The sequence below is a fragment of the Micromonospora sp. NPDC003816 genome, assembly GCF_042874705.1.
Classification (GTDB): domain Bacteria; phylum Actinomycetota; class Actinomycetes; order Mycobacteriales; family Micromonosporaceae; genus Micromonospora.
In genome coordinates, this window is sequence record NZ_JBIANP010000013.1 from 15,467 (window position 1) to 32,341 (window position 16,875).

Sequence of the window (16,875 nt, forward strand, 5' to 3'; positions counted from 1 at the left end):
ACTAGTCCTGTTCGTCAGGCTCGTCGGCATTGCGAGCAATCGCCACGATAGTCACGCCATCCGGGAGGTCCATCAGCTTGACCCCCATTGTGTTCCGGTCGCGTGTACGGCGTACAGGCTTCACCGGAGTCCGGATAACGCCACCGTTGCTGGTGATGGCAAACAGCTCGTCGTCCGGGTCGATCACGACGGCACCGACCAGACCACCGCGCCGTTCGGTGATCTTCGCAGTCAGTACGCCCTTACCTCCCCGGCCCTGGACCGGGTATTCCTCGATCGGGGTACGTTTCGCGTATCCCCCGTTCGTGGCGACGAGTACGTCCAGCCCCTCGCGGACCACCTCCATGGCCAGCAGCTCGTCCTCGTCGCTGAAGCGCATGCCGATCACACCCGACGTGGCCCGGCCCATCGGCCGCAGCGCGTCGTCCGTCGCGTTGAACCGGATGGCCTGGGCGTTCTTGGAGACCAGCAGCAGATCCTCGCCGGGGTCGACCAGCGCAGCACCGACCAGCTCGTCCTCATCGCGCAGGTTGATCGCGATGATGCCGCCGGACCGGTTGGAGTCGAACTCCTCAAGCCGCGTCTTCTTCACCAGGCCGTTCTTCGTCGCCAGGACCAGGTAGGGCGCCACCTGGTAATTCGGAATCTCGATGATCTGTGCGATCTGCTCGTCTGGTTGGAACGCCAGCAAGTTGGCCACGTGCTGGCCCTTGGCCACCCTACTGGCCTCCGGAAGCTCGTACGCCTTGGCCCGGTACACGCGCCCCTTGTTGGTGAAGAACAGCATCCAGTCGTGCGTCGAGCATACGAAGAAGTGGCTGACGATGTCGTCCTGCCGCAACGTGGCACCGCTGACACCCTTGCCGCCGCGCCGCTGCGAGCGGTAGAGATCCACCTTCGTCCGCTTGGCGTACCCGGTGCGGGTGATGGTGACCACCACGTCCTCGCGGGCGATGAGGTCCTCCATCGAGACCTCGCCGTCGAAGGGGATGATCTGGGTACGCCGGTCGTCGCCCCACTTCGCGACGATCTCGCCCAGCTCCTCCGAGACGATCCGCCGCTGCCGCTCCGGCTTGGCCAGGATGTCCTTGAGGTCGGCGATCTCCAGTTCCAGCTTGGCCAGGTCATCGAGGATCCGCTGCCGCTCCAGCGCGGCGAGGCGGCGCAGCTGCATGTCCAGGATCGCGGTCGCCTGGATCTCGTCGATCTCCAGCAGCCGGATCAGGCCCTGCCGGGCGTCCTCGACCGTGGGCGAACGCCGGATCAGGGCGATCACCTCGTCCAGGGCGTCCAGCGCCTTGGAGAGACCCCGCAGGATGTGCGCCCGCTCCTCGGCCTTGCGCAGCCGGAATGCCGTCCGTCGCCGGATCACCTCGATCTGGTGCTCGACGTAGTAGCGGATGAACTGCGCCAGGTTCAGCGTGCGCGGCACCCCGTCGACCAGCGCCAGCATGTTCGCGCCGAAGGTCTCCTGGAGCTGGGTGTGCTTGTAGAGGTTGTTCAGCACCACCTTCGCGACCGCGTCGCGCTTGAGCACCAGCACGATCCGCATACCGGTACGCCCGGAGGACTCGTCCCGGATGTCGGCGATCCCGCCGAGCTTGCCCTCCTTGATCAGCTCGGCGATCCGCTCGGCCAGGTTGTCCGGGTTCACCTGGTACGGCAGCTCGCTGACCACCAGCGCCGGCCGACCGCGCTTGTCCTCCTCGACCTCGACCACCGCGCGCATCCGGATCGAGCCCCGACCGGTGCGGTACGCGTCCTGGATGGCGGACTGGCCGACGATCAGACCGTGGGTGGGGAAGTCCGGACCCTTGACGATCTCCAGCAGCGCTTCCAGCGTGGTGGCCTCGTCCGCCTCCGGGTTCTCCAGGCACCACTGCACCGCCGCACCGATCTCCCGCAGGTTGTGCGGCGGGATCTTCGTGGCCATGCCGACCGCGATGCCCTCGGAGCCGTTGATCAGCAGGTTCGGGATCCGCGACGGCAGGATGGTGGGCTCCTTGGCCCGGCCGTCGTAGTTGTCCTGGAGGTCGACGGTGTCCTCGTCGATGTCCCGCAGCATCTCCATGGCGAGCGGGTCGAGCTTGCACTCGGTATTGTGGCTGACGAACCCGTCGGAGACGAACGAGTGGTCGTCGGTGTCCACCCGGATGCTGTAGACCGGCTGCACACCCGCGTCGGTGACCCCGGCCACCTCGGCGTAGTAGAAGCGACCGTCCACCAACGGCTCGACCACGTCGAGCACCTCGGACTCGGTGATCCGGGCGGCGATCTCGTCGCGATCGCGCTCCCAGCGCTCGATCCGGTCCACGTTGTGCCGGCGCAGCCAGTCCCGCTCGGTCCAGCGGCTGGCGCCGTGCTCCCGGATGAAGTCACCGACCAGCGGCACGTGGTCGCTGGAGAGCGCCGTGCTGCTCGCCGGGACCGAGGCCAACTCCGACTCCAGCTTGGCCTGCTTGCGGCCGAGGAAGCCGACCTGGGCGGCGAAGATCCGCGCGTCCCGGCGGTTGGTCACCACGACCTTGGTCTCGCCATTGTCGTACCGGCACTGGCGGCTGACGACGCCGAACTCCAGCAGCAACTGCTGCACCTCGCGGGCGAGCCGCTCGCTGCGCGTGGAGTACGAGATCTGGATGGTGTTGCGCGGCAGCAGCGAGGAGGAACCGTCGCCCTCGAACAGCGCCTGGAGGAAGGCCCGCTTGATTGCCGCTGGCCCCTGCCAGACGAACTCCGGCACGAGCTTCGCCGCACTGCGCGCACCAACCAGCTCGCCGAGGACGCTGGCCCGGAGCGCGGAGAGGTCCTGGATGTCGAGTTCGTGCAGGACGCTCCCGGACGCGATCACCCGCTCGCTGACGTACCGACGACCGCCGACAGCGAGGTCGTACGCCGCCAGGACGCGGACGAAGAACTCGCGGTCGACGTTGTTGAAGCCCGCGCGGGTTTCGGAGACCCAGCCCTCGCTGACGAAGGCACCCGCGAGGACGGCGGCCTCGACGTGCTCCAGCATCGGGTAGCCGATCTCGTCCGGCACACTGCGCTGAAGGACCACCCGGTCGCCTTGCGAGATCTCGGCGAGCAGCTTCCAGAGCAGGGTCGGCACGCCGGCCACGTCCACCAGGCAGAGCACCGGGTGGTTGTGGGTGCCGGTCAGCTCGTACCCCTCGCGGGTGCGCAGCCGTAGCGTCGGGTGCTCGCCGGAGTGGAAGAACGCCGAGGCGCGGACCAGGTCGCCGTTGCGGTCGCGGACCTTGAGGTCGATGTCGCTCTCGCTGCTCGACGCCGCGCCCGGCACCACGTCACCGATCCGCACGCTGCCACTGGCGGCACGAATACGGACATCTGCGGTCAGACAATAACGCATAGCCGCAGCAGGGTCGTTTCCGGGCGAACCGAAGTTGCCGTTGCCGTCCACCAGCGGGTAGCGCAGCGACCAGGGCTGGGCCATCCGGACCAGGGCGTCGTAGATGGCCGAGTCCCCGTGCGGGTGGAACTGGCCCATCACGTCGCCGACGACGCGCGAACACTTGACGTAACCACGGTCCGGTCGGTAGCCCGAGTCGAACATGGCGTAGAGGATCTTGCGGTGGACCGGCTTGAGCCCGTCCCGGACGTCCGGCAGCGCCCGCCCGACGATGACGCTCATCGCGTAGTCGAGGTAGGAGCGCTGCATCTCCACCTCGAGCCCGACCGGCTCGATGCGGTCGTGGGCGACCACGGCAGCCGGCGCCTCGGGGACCTCGGGCTCGTTCGGTGTGGACTCGGGGGAATCGGTCACTGTTAACCCTTATCAGACTGAGAGTCGTTTTTGTGCCTGTGGATAACTGCTGTGGATAGCGGCCAAGTTGTGGATAACTCTGTGGACCGGCCTGCCGGACCGGAGTCCCGACCCGGCAGGCGCGCCCGTCAGATGTCCAGGAAGCGGACGTCCTTGGCGTTGCGCTGGATGAACGAACGGCGTGCCTCGACGTCCTCACCCATCAGGACGCTGAACAGCTCGTCGGCGGTGGCGGCGTCGTCCAGGGTGACCTGACGCAGCGTCCGGGTCGCCGGGTTCATCGTGGTCTCCCACAGCTCCGGGTAGTTCATCTCGCCGAGGCCCTTGAACCGCTGGATGTCGTCCGGCTTGGCGTTCGGCTTCTTCTGCTGACGCAGCGCGATCAGCCCGTCGCGCTCCCGGTCGGAGTACGCGTACTGCGCGTCGTCGCCCTTCTTGTTCCACTTGATCTTGTAGAGCGGCGGGGCGGCGAGGTAGACGTGACCGAGCTCGACCAGTGGCCGCATGAAGCGGAACAGGAGAGTGAGCAGCAGCGTCTGGATGTGCTGACCGTCGACGTCGGCGTCGGCCATCAGCACCACCTTGTGGTAGCGCAGCTTCTCCATGTCGAAGTCGTCGTGGATGCCGGTGCCCAGCGCGGTGATCAGCGCCTGCACCTCGTTGTTCTTGAGCACCCGGTCGATCCGGGCCTTCTCCACGTTGAGGATCTTGCCGCGGATCGGCAGGATCGCCTGGGTACGCGGGTCACGGCCCTGCTTGGCCGAGCCGCCCGCCGAGTCACCCTCGACGATGAACACCTCGGACTCGCGCGGGTCGGTCGACTGGCAGTCGGCCAGCTTGCCCGGCATCGAGCCGGACTCCAGCAACGACTTGCGACGGGCCAGCTTGCGCGCCTGCTGGGCGGCGATCCGGGCGCGGGCGGCCTGGGACGCCTTGGTGATGATGATCTTCGCTTCGGCCGGGTTGCGGTCCAGCCAGTCGACCAACCGGTCGTTGCAGACCCGCTGGACGAAGCTCTTCACCGGCGTGTTGCCGAGCTTGGTCTTGGTCTGACCCTCGAACTGCGGGTTGGTCAGCTTGACCGAGATGATCGCCGCGAGGCCCTCGCGGATGTCCTCGCCGGAGAGCTTCTCGTCGCCCTTGAGCAGCTTCTTGTCCGCGCCGTAGCGGTTGACCACGCTGGTCAGCGCGGCCCGGAAGCCCTCCTCGTGGGTGCCGCCCTCGTGGGTGTTGATGTTGTTGGCGAAGGTGTAGACCGATTCGCCGTACGACTCGTTCCACTGCATGGCGATCTCGAGCGACATGCCCTCTTCCTCGGCACCGAACTCGATCACCGTCTTATGCATCGGGCTCTTCGAGGCGTTAAGGTGCCGGACGAAGTCGGCGATGCCGCCCTCGTACTGGAAGGTCACCTCGCGGAGCTTGCCCTCCTCGCCCTCGGCGACCCGCTCGTCGAGCAGATGGATCTTGAGGCCACGGGTCAGGAAGGCCATCTCCTGGAGGCGGCGGTAGATGGTCTGGAAGTCGAAGTCGACCGTCTCGAAGACGTCGGGGTCGGGCCAGAAGGAGACCGCCGAGCCGGTGGTGTCGGTCGGCTCGCCCTTCTCCAGGGTGGTGGGCTTGGAGTGGTGGTACTCCTGACGCCAGACGAAGCCGTCCTTGTGGATCTCCACCGCCATCTTGGTGGAGAGGGCGTTGACGACCGAGACGCCGACGCCGTGCAGGCCGCCGGAGACCGCGTACGCCTTGCCGTCGAACTTGCCGCCGGCGTGCAGCACGGTCAGCGCCACCTCGACGCCCGGCTTCTTCAGTTTGGGGTGCAGGTCGACCGGGAAGCCACGCCCGTTGTCGGTGACCCGTACGCCTCCGTCGGCGAGCAGCACCACGTCGATCGTGTCGCAGTGACCGGCCAGCGCCTCGTCCACCGCGTTGTCGACGACCTCCCACACCAGGTGGTGCAGGCCCCGCTCGCCGGTGGACCCGATGTACATACCGGGCCGCTTACGGACCGCCTCCAGACCTTCGAGGACGGTGATCGACTCGGCGCCGTACTGCTGATTGTCCTGCGCTGCCACCCTCGGCCACTTTCTCGCGCCGTCCGCGCCGTCAGGCACGTCCGGCGCAGGTTCGGCGGACAGGACGCGACGTCGGCACGCAGACCGGCACCGGGAACAATTCCGGGTTACGGGTCGAACGCGCCGGTCGCCGCGGGTGCCCGCGGATCGCGATCGGCTCGACCCGAGTCGGACAATGATCGCGGGCCCGTGTCGGACCCGTGACCCGTCGCTCCGCACCGGGTCTTCGTCTCACACCAATCTTACTGTGCGCGGGCGACAGAACCACCACTCGGCACCCCTTCGCGGCGGCTGAGATTAACGCAGCGGGCCGAACCGCGCTGTCTGCTACTCCCCCTACACGCAAGGGCATGATCGCCGGATCCGTCGCGTGACGGCGACACGACCCGGGTGACGGCCCCGACGGTGCTACTGGCCGGTATCGCCCACCATTGGCGTTGCCGCCCTTCAGGTGGCGGGCCGGCCTTGATCTTTCACGGCCGGAACCGGACGATCGACCCGATTGACCCACCGTGCCCGTTGAGAGGTGACACCAAGATGGGGCTGGACAACGTCGCGGTCCAGTGGCCGCGGACCGGCCAGTTCTACGATCCGGTCGCGCCGGCCGACTTCGTCGACTTCGGCGAGATCGTCGACGTACCGGGGATCTCGGCGCCGACCGCCGCGCTCGCCGAACTGATCGCGAAGACAGGTACGGTCCGGGCCACCGCGTACACAGAGGTGGTCGATCTGATCCTCGGACTCGACGGTGTGCTCTACGCCACAGACGCGGCGGCGGAGGACGAGGACCCGGTCATCGACCCGGACGGGTGCGCCTGGATCGCGGGCGGCATCGAACGCTTCGTCATCACGCACCGGCCGCACGGCGAGGCGGTCACGTTCGAGTCGGTCGGCACCGTGCTGCGGTCGCTGCTCGCCGACGGTCGCCTGGCCGAGCAGCAGTTGCGGTGGCTGGACAGCCGACTGGACGCCCTGCTGGACGAGAGCGGCGCACCCCCGCAGTGGACCTTCACCTGCGCCGAGTTGAGCGTGGTGGCTGCCTTCTACCGGCGTTGCGCCGAGCGGGGCTTCGCCGTCTACGCCGAGTCGGCGGCGCCGCGCCGGGCCGCACAGTCCTGACGCGCAGGCGTACGCCGCACCTTCCGGGGTGCGGCGTACGCCACACGCATTCCGTCAGCCGTACGTGTCCCGGGGGCCACGGCCGCGTACCCGCCGTGGCCCGCGAGACCAGGATGGCGCGGCCGGGCCGTGGATGTGCAGCTTGCGCACCACGTTGTGGCCGACCTCCCGGCCGATCTGTTGCAGCAGCGACCCGGCGAGCAGGCGGAGCTGGGTGGCCCAGGCGGTGGACCTGGCCTCCACGGTCAGCTCGCCGTTCTCCAGCTTGACCGGGCGGCTGTGCTGGGCCACCTCCGGCCCGACTACCCGCTCCCAGGCACCGAAGACGGTCGCCTCGGCGGCCGGCTGCTGCCATCCGCGCGCCTTCACCAGCCGCGCCAGCACCGTGCCGAGCAGTTGCGGATCACGCGGGTCGGGCCCCGGGCCGGAGTAGCCGCGCAACCGCCGCTCGCCCGTACCCGCTCCGGCGACGCCGCGTCGGCGCGGCTTGGCGGCCTCCCGACGGGCCTTCGCCGCGTCCAGCACCGCCCGAGCGAGCTGCGGCCCGGACGCGCCGTCGTCACCGGCCGGCGGGCTTCCCGCGCCCGCCGGGCCACCGTCGGTGGCGGATCGGCCGGAGTCGTTCGAGGGCGACGCACCGGCCTCGTCGCCGCCCGTAGGGGCGGCCTTGCCCGCCGCGCCGCGCGTCGTCCGGCTCCGGGTCGCACGTCGGGGCGTTGCGGCGCCGTCGTCGGTCCCTCGGGCGCGGGAAGGTGCCGCGTCCGGACGCGGGCGCTCCGGTTCATCCGACACGACGCACCGTCCCTTCGGCCACCTCGAAGCGGACGCCGCGCAGTGCCGGCGGTACGTCGTCGGCGACCGCGCAGGTCACCAGCAACTGGCTGGCACCGTCGACCAGGCCGGCCAGCCGTTCCCGCCGTCCGGAGTCCAACTCGGCGAAGACGTCGTCGAGCACCAGGACCGGTTCGATCCCGTCGCCGCGCAGCAGGTCGTAGCCGGCGAGCCGGAGCGCGAGCGCGAACGACCACGACTCGCCGTGGCTGGCGTACCCCTTCACCGGCAGCGGGCCGAGGGTGAGGGCGAGTTCGTCGCGGTGCGGACCGACCAGGGTGGTGCCCCGCTCGATCTCGGCGGACCGGGACTCCGTGAGCGCGGCGGCCAGGATCTCGGCCAGTGCCTCCCGGTCGGTGGTCGGCTCGGCGAGTTCCACCGACGGTCGGTACGCGATGCCCGCCGCGCCGCGTCCGGCGGCCACCGCGTCGTACGCCTTGGCCACGTGCGGCGCCAGCGCGGCGACCAGTTCCAGCCGGCCGGCGAGCAGCTCGGCGCCGTGCCGGGTCAGGTGGGTGTCCCAGACGGCCAGGGTGGAGAGGTCACCGCCCCGCGAGCCACCGGTCTTGCGGGCCAGGTACGCCGTCCGCAGCAGTGCGTTGCGTTGCTTGACCACCCGCTCGTAGTCGGCGCGCACCCCCGCGTACCGGGGCTGGCGCGACACCAGCAGGTCGTCGAGGTAGCGGCGGCGTTCCGCCGGGTCGCCCCGGACGAGTTCGAGATCCTCGGGGGCGAACAGCACCAGCCGCAGCGCGCCGAGCACGTCCCGGGCGCGGCGGGCCGGTGAACGGCCGAGCCGGGCCCGGTTGGCCTTGCCCGGCACGATCTCCAGCTCGACCAGCAGTTCCCGGCCCTCGTGCACCACCGCGCAGCGGATCACCGCGGCGGTGGCACCGGCACGCACCAGCGGCGCGTCGGTGGCGACCCGGTGCGAGTCGAGCGTCGCCACGTAACCGAGCGCCTCGACCAGGTTGGTCTTGCCGACGCCGTTGGCGCCGATCAGCACGTTCGGCCCCGGTTCGAGGTCGACGCCGACCCGCTCGTACGAGCGGAAGTCGACCAGTTCGATCCGGCGGACGTACACGGGGCCGGGCGCCGGTCAGCGCTTACGGACGGCGTGCCCGCCGAACTGCTGGCGCAGTGCGGAGACGGCCTTCAGCGCCGGTGACTCGTCCTGCCGGGAGGCGAACCGGGCGTAGAGCGACGCGGTGATGACGTGGAGGGGTACGGCGAGCCGGACCGCCTCGTCGACCGTCCAGCGTCCCTCGCCGGTGTCCTCGGTGTAGTCGCTGAGCTGGTTCAGCTCCGGGTCCTCGTCCAGCGCCCGGTCGAGCAGGTCCAGCAGCCAGGAGCGCACCACGGTGCCCTCGCGCCAGGACTTGATGACGCCCGGTACGTCGGTGACCAGCTCCGAGGCGGCCATCAGCTCGAAGCCCTCGGCGTAGGCGTGCATCAGGCCGTACTCGATGCCGTTGTGCACCATCTTGGCGTAGTGGCCGGCGCCGACCGGGCCGGCGTGCACGAAACCGAACTCGCCCTCGGGCTTGAGCGATTCGAAGATCGGCTTCAGCCGCTCGACGTGCTCCTCGGCACCGCCGACCATCAGGCCGTAGCCGTTCTCCCGGCCCCAGACCCCGCCGGAGACCCCGACGTCGACGTAGCCGATGCCGCGCTCGTTGAGGCGCTCGGCGCGCAGGGCGTCGTCGCTGAACCGCGAGTTGCCGCCGTCGATGATCAGGTCGCCCTCGCCGAGGACCTCGGCCAGTTCGTCGATCGTGGCGTCGGTGACGGCGGCGGGCACCATCACCCAGACCGCTCGGGGCGCATCCAACTTCTCCGCCAGCTCGGCCAGGCTGGTGACGTCACTCAGCTCCAAGTTGTGGTCGAGACCGACCACCTCGTGACCGGCAGCGCGCAACCGCTCGCGCATGTTGCCGCCCATCCGGCCGAGTCCTACCAGGCCGAGCTGCATCGGTTCTTACCTTTCGTGGGTTTCGGGTGTGCTCTGCCGATCAGCGGGACACGCGGATCGGCATGATGAGGTACCGGTACCCAGGGATGAGCTCGCCATCCTCACCGGCGGGGGAAATCACCGCCGGCTTGAAGGCGTCGACGAACTGCAACACGGCGAACTGGGACCCGAGGTTTGCCAGTCCGTCGATCAGGTACTGCGGGTTGAAGCCGATGGTGAGCGGCTCGCCGGTGAAGGTGGCCTCCATGGCCTCGCTGGCCCGGGCCTCCTCGGTGCCGCCGGCCTCGACGACCAGCCCGTCGGTGCTGAAGCTGAGCAGCACCGGGGTGGTCCGCTCGGCGACCAGCGCGACCCGCTTGACGACCTCGATGAGCGTGCTGACGGCCACCCGGGCGTCGGCGTTGTGGGTGGCCGGGAAGAGGGACCGCACCGGCGGGTAGTTCGCGCCGTCCAGCAGGCGACTGGTGGTCCGCCGGGTGCCACCGGAGAAACCGATCATGCCTTCGCCGGCAGCGCCCTGGGAGAGGGCGAGGACGACGTGGCCGCCGAGCGGCCCGAGGGTCTTGGCGGTGTCGTTGAGGGTCCGCGCCGGCACCAGCGCGTTGATGCTGATGTCCGCGTCGTCCGGGTTCCACTCCATCTCACGCAACGCCAGCCGGTAGCGGTCGGTGGCGAGCATGGCCAGCGTGCCGCCGGAGAGCTCGACGCGTACGCCGGTCATCATCGGCAGCGTCTCGTCCCGGCTGGCGGCGACCGCCACCTGGGCGACCGCGGCGGCGAAGGCGGCGGCGTCGACGGTGCCGGCGCTCTCCGGCATCTCCGGCAGGGTCGGGTAGTCCTCCACCGGCATGGTGGGCAGGGTGAACCGGGCGCTGCCGCAGACCAGTTCGAGGTGGGCCCCGACCGCGGCGATGTCCACCGGCTTGGCCGGCAGTGCCTTCGTGATCTCGGCGAGCAGGCGACCGGAGACCAACGCGGCGCCGTCGGCGTCGCCCTGCACCTCCACCGTCACCTGGCTGGAGACCTCGTAGTCGAAGCCGGAGACCTGCAGGCTGCCCTCGGTCACCCGGAGCAGCACCCCGGCCAGCACCGGTACGGACGGCCGGTTGGGCAGGCTCTTCGCGGTCCAGGCCACGGCCTCGGCGAGCGCGTCGCGCTCCACTCGGAACTTCATCAATGCCTCCGCGTCGACGTCGACGTCGTCAACTCTCTCATGCCGGCCGCTACCCGCCGACCCACCTGGCGTGCGGGTACCCATCGAACCTTAGGGCGCGAGGGTATCGGCTGTGCGCCCGACCCCGGCGATCGAGTCGATGCTGACGGGTGCCCCCGGCAGCTTCGGCCCGATCCACAGGAAGTCCAACGGTGATGATTGGTTTTCGTTCTTTTAGAAGAGATAACCCATCGTCTTCATCGCACCTGTGCAAACTGTGGAGAACTCGCGTCGACGCAGGTCAGAGTGGTTATCCACCGGTGGGTTAGCTGTGGAGAACCTGGGGTACAACCGGCCTGTCGGTCCACAGGCCCCCGTCGTGCACCGCGTTGTCCACCGTCGTCCACCGGTTGTCCACCGGTAATCCACCGACTTTCTCCCCAGTCCTGTGGACAACGGAGACGGCCTCGGACCCCGTCATCCCCAGAACCTTCAACAGGGCGTCCACAGGCGGGCCGTCGTCGGTGGACAGAGCGACGAGTTGTCCCCAGTCGCCCACAGGCGTCCACAGGGTTGTCCCCAGGGTTTCTCCACAGCCTGTGGGTAACTGGGTGCCGACCGTCCGTGGTTATCCACCGGCGGTGGACAACGAGCTGTGGACAACGAGCGCGAGCCGGAGCGGACACGCCTCCGAGGGTGTGGTCTACACCTCGTCGAGGGTCCACGGTCGATACCGAAAAGAGACCCGGCCGAGGCTCCGGCCGGGTCGTGGAAACCGCTGTGGGACGCGCGTACGCCTCAGGTGTTCTGCTTGATCCGGTTGGTCAGCTCGGCGATCTGGTTGTAGAGCGAACGCCGCTCGGCCATCTGCTGACGGATCTTGCGGTCGGCGTGCATGACGGTGGTGTGGTCCCGGCCGCCGAACGCCTGCCCGATACGGGGCAGCGACAGGTCGGTCAGCTCCCGACACAGGTACATGGCCACCTGGCGGGCGTTGACCAGTACCCGGGAACGGGAGTGCCCGCGCAGGTCCTCCAGGCTGACGCCGAAGTAGTCGGCGGTGGCGACCATGATCTGGTCGGCGGTGATCTCCGGGCCGGCACCGTCCGGGATGAAGTCCCGCAGCACCTCCTCGGCCAGCGACAGCTCCACGCTCGACCGGGTCAGGCTGGCGAAGGCGGTGACCCGGATCAGGGCACCCTCCAGTTCCCGGATCGAGTTCGAGACCCGGGAGGCGATGAACTCCAACACGTCCGGCGGGGCGTACAGCCGCTCCTGGGCCGCCTTCTTCTGCAGGATCGCGATCCGCGTCTCCAGGTCCGGCGGCTGGATGTCGGCGAGCAGGCCCCACTCGAACCGGGTCCGCAGCCGGTCCTCCAGCGTCGCCAACTGCTTCGGCGAGCGGTCGGAGGTGATCACGATCTGCTTGTTGGCGTTGTGCAGCGTGTTGAACGTGTGGAAGAACTCCTCCTGGGTGCGCTCGCGGTTCTCCAGGAACTGGATGTCGTCGATCAGGAGGATGTCGACGTCGCGGTAGCGGCGCTGGAACGCACTGGTCTTGTCGTCCCGCAGCGAGTTGATGAAGTCGTTGGTGAACTCCTCGGTCGAGACGTACCGGACCGAGCGGGCGTTGCCCAGCGTGGTGGCGTAGTGCCCGATGGCGTGCAGCAGGTGGGTCTTGCCCAACCCCGAACTGCCGTAGATGAACAGCGGGTTGTACGCCTTCGCGGGCGACTCGGCCACCGCCACGCTCGCCGCGTGCGCGAACCGGTTCGAGGAACCGATGACGAACGTCTCGAACATGTACTTCGGGTTGAGCCGGTTGCCGCCGCTGTCCGCGCCGGTCGGCAGCCGGCGGTCGTCACGTCCGACCGGGCGGTGGTCGGGACTGCCTCGACCGGGCCCGCTGTCGGTGCCGCCGTCGTTCGGCATGGCCCGGATCACGTGCTGGTCACGGGGGGAGACGCCGTGGTCCTCGCCGTACCGGCCGGCGAAGCCGCGTGGGCCGTTCGGCGGCGGGTCCAGACGACCGGTCTGCTCGGTGAAGCCGAGTCGGTCGGCGGGCCGTCGGGGCACCTCGGTCGGCCGGTCGTGCTGCCGGTCGTGCTGTCGGGTCGGCTCACCGAAGGCGTGGCCGAAGAGCGCCTCCTGGCCGTCGACCATCGCGGGACCGGTACGTCCGCCGCCGTCCGCCGGTGGCACCTCCGCCACGGGCCGGTCGAACCGGCCGGGCTGTGGCTGTTCCGGGATCAGGGGGAGCTGTTGCCGACCGGTGTCACCGGCGGGGCCTCCGTCCGGTCCGCGAGCGTCGTAGTCGACTGGGCCGTCCGGGACGCCGATGCCGGACTCCGGGACACTGCGGTAGACGGTGCCGGTGGGATGTCCGTCCTCGGGTACGCGGACGGTCACGGCGACCTGGATCGGTCGACCCAGCCGTCGGGTGAGCGCCTCGGTGATGGCCGGGCGCAGCCGGGACTCGATCACGTCGCGGGTGAACGCGTCCGGCACCGAGAGCAGCACGGTGTCCTCGACGATGGCCCGCAACCGGGTCAGCCGCAGGTACGCCCGCTGCTGCGCGGAGATGATCTCGTCGGCGAGCTCGTCCGTGGTCGCCGTCCACACCGCGGCAAGGTCGGTCGTACCGGCCACCGTCGTGCCACCCCCTCGCCTCTGCTCCCCGGACGCCGCCGTCTCCCGGCTGTCCGGATGCCGGGTACCGAGCGGTGTGACCTCTCACCCACCCGGACGCCGAACCGGTCGTCCTCCACAAGTTATCCACAGCCTGTGTACCGACCGATTGTGGCCGCCCGCCGGGCGCGGGTCGGACCTGCCCCCTGCCGTGGCCGGGGGCTGAAGCGGGTTCACCGTGCCGAACGATTGACTACCGTGTCCGGTCTTGCCTGGCGGCGACATCCCGGAACTGGAGACGCTGACCGCAATCGGGCACGGTAACAGCGATGTCGCCGCATCATCAACCGTCGACGGGCCTGGCGCGTTGTCGGCATCAGCGAAATCCCCCGCTTTCGGGCGGTTGTCGCCGCAGGTGAAGGCCCGACTACGCCGGTTTGACGGTGATTGCCCCCCGCCCTAGGGTGGAGGGGCTGCTCTTACGCCCTCTGCTAGGGTGATGGGTGCTTGCTGCCCATGGTCGCGCCCCGTAACGCCGGGGTGACAAGCCACTCGGGCAGCGCCGATCGGGGCCACCGCAGCGGCGGCCTGGACCACCACGACCCGGACGATCCATGTGTCCGGGCGTCCGACAACGGAGAGCCTGACGTGAGCAAGCGCACCTACCAGCCGAACAACCGCCGGCGCGCGAAGACCCACGGCTTCCGGCTGCGCATGCGCACCCGGGCCGGCCGCGCCATTCTTTCGACCCGTCGCGCCAAGGGCCGCACCCGCCTGTCGGCCTGAGGCCGACAGGGTCCGCTCCGGGGACGGCAGTCGTGCTGGCGGCCGCGCAACGACTGCGGCGCAGCATCGACTTCGCCGCAGCGGTTCGCGGTGGCCGACGAGCCGGTCGGGGCACGCTCGTCGTGCACCTGACCCTGCCGGTCACACCCGGAGCCGCAGACGTAGCGCCGGAGCCGGCGCGGGGCGGTGCGGAGTCTTCCTCCGCACCGGTGTCCCGCGCCGGCTTCGTGGTTTCCAAGGCGGTCGGGCCCGCGGTGGTCCGTAACCGGGTCCGTCGCCGACTGCGGCATCTGACCCGGGAACGGCTCGCCGCCCTGCCGGCCGGGAGCACCCTCGTCGTACGCGCTCTGCCGGCCGCCGCCGACGTGACGTACCAACGGCTCGGTGCGGACCTGGACGCGGCGCTCGCCGCCGCCCGGGCCGGCCGGGAACGGCGGCCACGGTGAGCTCAGAGCCCAGGTCGCCGCGCCCGGCTACCACCGGTGCCCGGGTGCTGACCCTGCCCGTCATCGCGTACCGTCGGTGGATAAGTCCGGCGTTGCCGGCCCGCTGTCGGTTCTACCCGTCGTGCAGTGCGTACGCCCTGGAGGCGATTGCCCGGCACGGCGCGCTGCGGGGAGCCGGTCTGACGGTCCGGCGACTGTCGCGCTGCCACCCATTCCATCCTGGTGGATACGACCCGGTACCGGAGCCGGGTAGCCGCCGACCTGCCGACGTGACTGGAGCCGAGAATTGAGTCTCGACTGGATCTACTACGCGATCTCGTGGATCCTGCTGGCCTGGCATTCGGCCTGGGAGGCCATCGGGATTCCCGACGCCACGGTCCTCGGCACGAACTGGGCCTGGATTCTGGCCATCGTCTTCCTGGTGGTCACCGTCCGGGTGATCCTGTTCCCGGTCTTCGTCAAGCAGATCAAGTCGCAGCGGGCCATGCAGGCGCTCCAGCCGCAGGTGAAGGCGCTGCAGGAGAAGCACAAGGGTGACCGGGAGACGCTCCAGAAGGAGATGATGGAGCTCTATCGGAAGGAAAAGGCCAACCCGTTGATGGGCTGCCTTCCGATGTTCCTCCAGATCCCCGTCTTCCTCGGCCTGTTCCACGTCCTGCGTCGCCTCAACCCGGACCCGGCGAAGAACAACAAGGACATCTACGGCTGGACGGTCGACCAGTTCAACAGCGCCTCGGACGCGACCCTCTTCACCGCGCCGATCGCCAGCAAGTTCGGCTCCACCGCAGCGGAGTTGGCGCAGCTCGGTGCCAACGGCACCGTCGTGAAGATCATGGCCGGTGTCCTGGTGCTGGTGATGATGGGCACCACCTACCTCACCAGCCGCCAGATGATCCTCAAGACCGGCTGGGCCGAGGACCCGCAGCAGCGCATGATCCAGCGTCTGATGCTCTACGGCATCCCGCTGTCGCTGCTCATCTCCGGCGCCATCTTCCCGATCGGTGTGATCATCTATTGGGTCACCAACAACCTCTTCACCCTCGGCCAGCAGCAGTGGGTACTGCGGAAGTTCCCGCCGCCGGTGACCGCCACCAGCAAGCCGGCCACCACGACCGCCGCCGCGCGGAACGGCGCGCAGCCGGCCAAGAACCGTGGTCTGTTCGGCCGCAGCAAGCCGGCCGAGGCGCCGCCCGCGCCGGCCGCTCCGAAGGTCGCCGGCCCGAAGCCGGGTGCGAAGCCGGCCAACCCGAAGAAGAGTCGCCCCGCCAAACGGCAGGGCTGAAACGTCCGGGCCGCCGTCGGGAGACCGACGGCGGCCCGTTGCGCGACGTGCTGCCGCCGAGAGGCTGGCGCCGGAGCGTGGAAGCGCCGCCTACGACGTGGCGAACGGGCGACACTGCCCTACAGACGTGCCCGTGGGCACCGGCGACGTCCCGCCGGCCGCGGGAAACCAGCGGACCCGAGGTCCGGCCGAGTGAGTACGGAGATGACACCGTGACCGACACCAGCATCCCCCGCGCCGACCAGCCCCTGGACGACGAGGAGCCGACGGCGGCGGCTCCGGTCGACGGCGAGCCGGAGGAGACCGACGCCGAGAAGGCGCCGAGCAAGGCCGCCGGTGAGAGCGACCTCTTCCGGCAGAGCGAGATCGCAGCCGACTACGTCGAAGGGCTGCTCGACATCCTCGACTACGACGGCGACATCGACGAGCTGGTGTCGGGCGGCCGTCCGGTGGTGGAGGTCGTCGGCGGCCGGCTGCAGAACCTGGTCGGCCAGCGCGGCGCCACCCTGGAGGCACTCCAGGAACTGGCCCGGCTCGCCGTCTTCCGGCAGACCGGCTCGCCCAGCCGGCTGCTGCTCGACGTCGGCGGCTACCGGGCCAACCGGCGCAAGGAACTCGCCGCAGTGGCGCGCAACGCGGTCGAGAAGGTCAAGGAGCACGGCGAAGCGGTACGCCTGGAGCCCATGTCGGCCTTCGAGCGAAAGTGCGTCCACGACGTGGTGAACGCGATCGACGGTGTGGAGAGCGAGTCCGAGGGCGTCGAGCCCAGCCGTCGCATCGTCGTCCGGCCCGCGGGCTGACG

The 16,875-nt window shown here is 69.6% G+C and carries 13 protein-coding genes; 6 read left to right on the top strand and 7 right to left on the bottom strand.

Annotation, left to right across the window (positions count from 1 at the left end):
• Position 1 precedes the first annotated feature (1 nt).
• Together gyrA and gyrB are read right to left on the bottom strand one after the other, a co-directional pair.
• Entirely contained in the window at positions 2–3,781 is a 3,780-nt protein-coding gene (gene gyrA / locus ACFYTT_RS27410; RefSeq protein ID WP_387263428.1) for an intein-containing DNA gyrase subunit A, read from the bottom strand.
• Between the two features lie 128 nt (positions 3,782–3,909).
• Complete coding sequence (gene gyrB, locus ACFYTT_RS27415) at positions 3,910–5,856, bottom strand: DNA topoisomerase (ATP-hydrolyzing) subunit B (protein WP_131053424.1); 1,947 nt, start codon at positions 5,854–5,856, stop codon at positions 3,910–3,912.
• Positions 5,857–6,393: 537 nt separating this feature from the next.
• On the opposite strand from gyrB, the gene ACFYTT_RS27420 reads away from it, so the two are divergent.
• Positions 6,394–6,975, top strand: a complete 582-nt coding sequence (locus ACFYTT_RS27420) for a hypothetical protein (RefSeq protein WP_131053425.1) — start codon at positions 6,394–6,396, stop codon at positions 6,973–6,975.
• A 54-nt stretch (positions 6,976–7,029) separates the two neighbouring features.
• On the opposite strand, the gene ACFYTT_RS27425 is transcribed toward ACFYTT_RS27420, so the two are convergent.
• The 5 genes from ACFYTT_RS27425 to dnaA form a co-directional block, all read right to left on the bottom strand.
• Complete coding sequence (locus ACFYTT_RS27425; RefSeq protein ID WP_357214375.1) at positions 7,030–7,767, bottom strand: DciA family protein; 738 nt, start codon at positions 7,765–7,767, stop codon at positions 7,030–7,032.
• Positions 7,757–8,890 (bottom strand): DNA replication/repair protein RecF, encoded by a 1,134-nt coding sequence (recF, locus tag ACFYTT_RS27430; RefSeq protein ID WP_131054419.1) that lies wholly within the window; start codon positions 8,888–8,890, stop codon positions 7,757–7,759. The genes ACFYTT_RS27425 and recF overlap by 11 nt, the downstream gene beginning before the upstream one ends.
• A 15-nt stretch (positions 8,891–8,905) precedes the next feature.
• A complete protein-coding gene (gene gnd / locus ACFYTT_RS27435; protein ID WP_131054418.1) occupies positions 8,906–9,778 on the bottom strand; it encodes a phosphogluconate dehydrogenase (NAD(+)-dependent, decarboxylating) in 873 nt (290 codons plus the stop codon).
• A gap of 40 nt (positions 9,779–9,818) precedes the next feature.
• A complete protein-coding gene (gene dnaN, locus ACFYTT_RS27440; RefSeq protein WP_131054417.1) occupies positions 9,819–10,952 on the bottom strand; it encodes a DNA polymerase III subunit beta in 1,134 nt (377 codons plus the stop codon).
• Between the two features lie 777 nt (positions 10,953–11,729).
• Entirely contained in the window at positions 11,730–13,580 is a 1,851-nt protein-coding gene (gene dnaA / locus ACFYTT_RS27445; RefSeq protein ID WP_387263432.1) for a chromosomal replication initiator protein DnaA, read from the bottom strand.
• 627 nt (positions 13,581–14,207) lie between these two features.
• Between dnaA and rpmH the strand changes: the two genes are divergently transcribed.
• The 5 genes from rpmH (at position 14,208) to ACFYTT_RS27470 (ending at position 16,873) form a co-directional block, all read left to right on the top strand.
• Positions 14,208–14,345 (top strand): 50S ribosomal protein L34, encoded by a 138-nt coding sequence (gene rpmH, locus ACFYTT_RS27450; RefSeq protein ID WP_067300964.1) that lies wholly within the window; start codon positions 14,208–14,210, stop codon positions 14,343–14,345.
• Positions 14,346–14,377: 32 nt separating this feature from the next.
• Positions 14,378–14,791, top strand: a complete 414-nt coding sequence (rnpA, locus tag ACFYTT_RS27455) for a ribonuclease P protein component (RefSeq protein WP_131054415.1) — start codon at positions 14,378–14,380, stop codon at positions 14,789–14,791.
• Positions 14,792–14,835: 44 nt separating this feature from the next.
• Entirely contained in the window at positions 14,836–15,081 is a 246-nt protein-coding gene (yidD, locus tag ACFYTT_RS27460) for a membrane protein insertion efficiency factor YidD (protein ID WP_217706055.1), read from the top strand.
• Positions 15,078–16,073, top strand: a complete 996-nt coding sequence (gene yidC / locus ACFYTT_RS27465; RefSeq protein WP_387263435.1) for a membrane protein insertase YidC — start codon at positions 15,078–15,080, stop codon at positions 16,071–16,073. The genes yidD and yidC overlap by 4 nt, the downstream gene beginning before the upstream one ends.
• 212 nt (positions 16,074–16,285) lie before the next feature.
• The gene (locus tag ACFYTT_RS27470) at positions 16,286–16,873 is read left to right on the top strand and encodes a R3H domain-containing nucleic acid-binding protein (RefSeq protein ID WP_131054412.1); all 588 of its coding nucleotides are present in this window, start codon (positions 16,286–16,288) and stop codon (positions 16,871–16,873) included.
• Positions 16,874–16,875: the final 2 nt, after the last annotated feature.

What these genes read in the sequence shown, in the direction of transcription:
- ACFYTT_RS27420 (WP_131053425.1), top strand. Translation starts at nt 6,394, where the DNA reads ATGGGGCTGGACAACGTCGCGGTCCAGTGGCCGCGGACCGGCCAGTTC.
- gnd (WP_131054418.1), bottom strand. Translation starts at nt 9,778, where the DNA reads ATGCAGCTCGGCCTGGTAGGACTCGGCCGGATGGGCGGCAACATGCGC.
- dnaN (WP_131054417.1), bottom strand. Translation starts at nt 10,952, where the DNA reads ATGAAGTTCCGAGTGGAGCGCGACGCGCTCGCCGAGGCCGTGGCCTGG.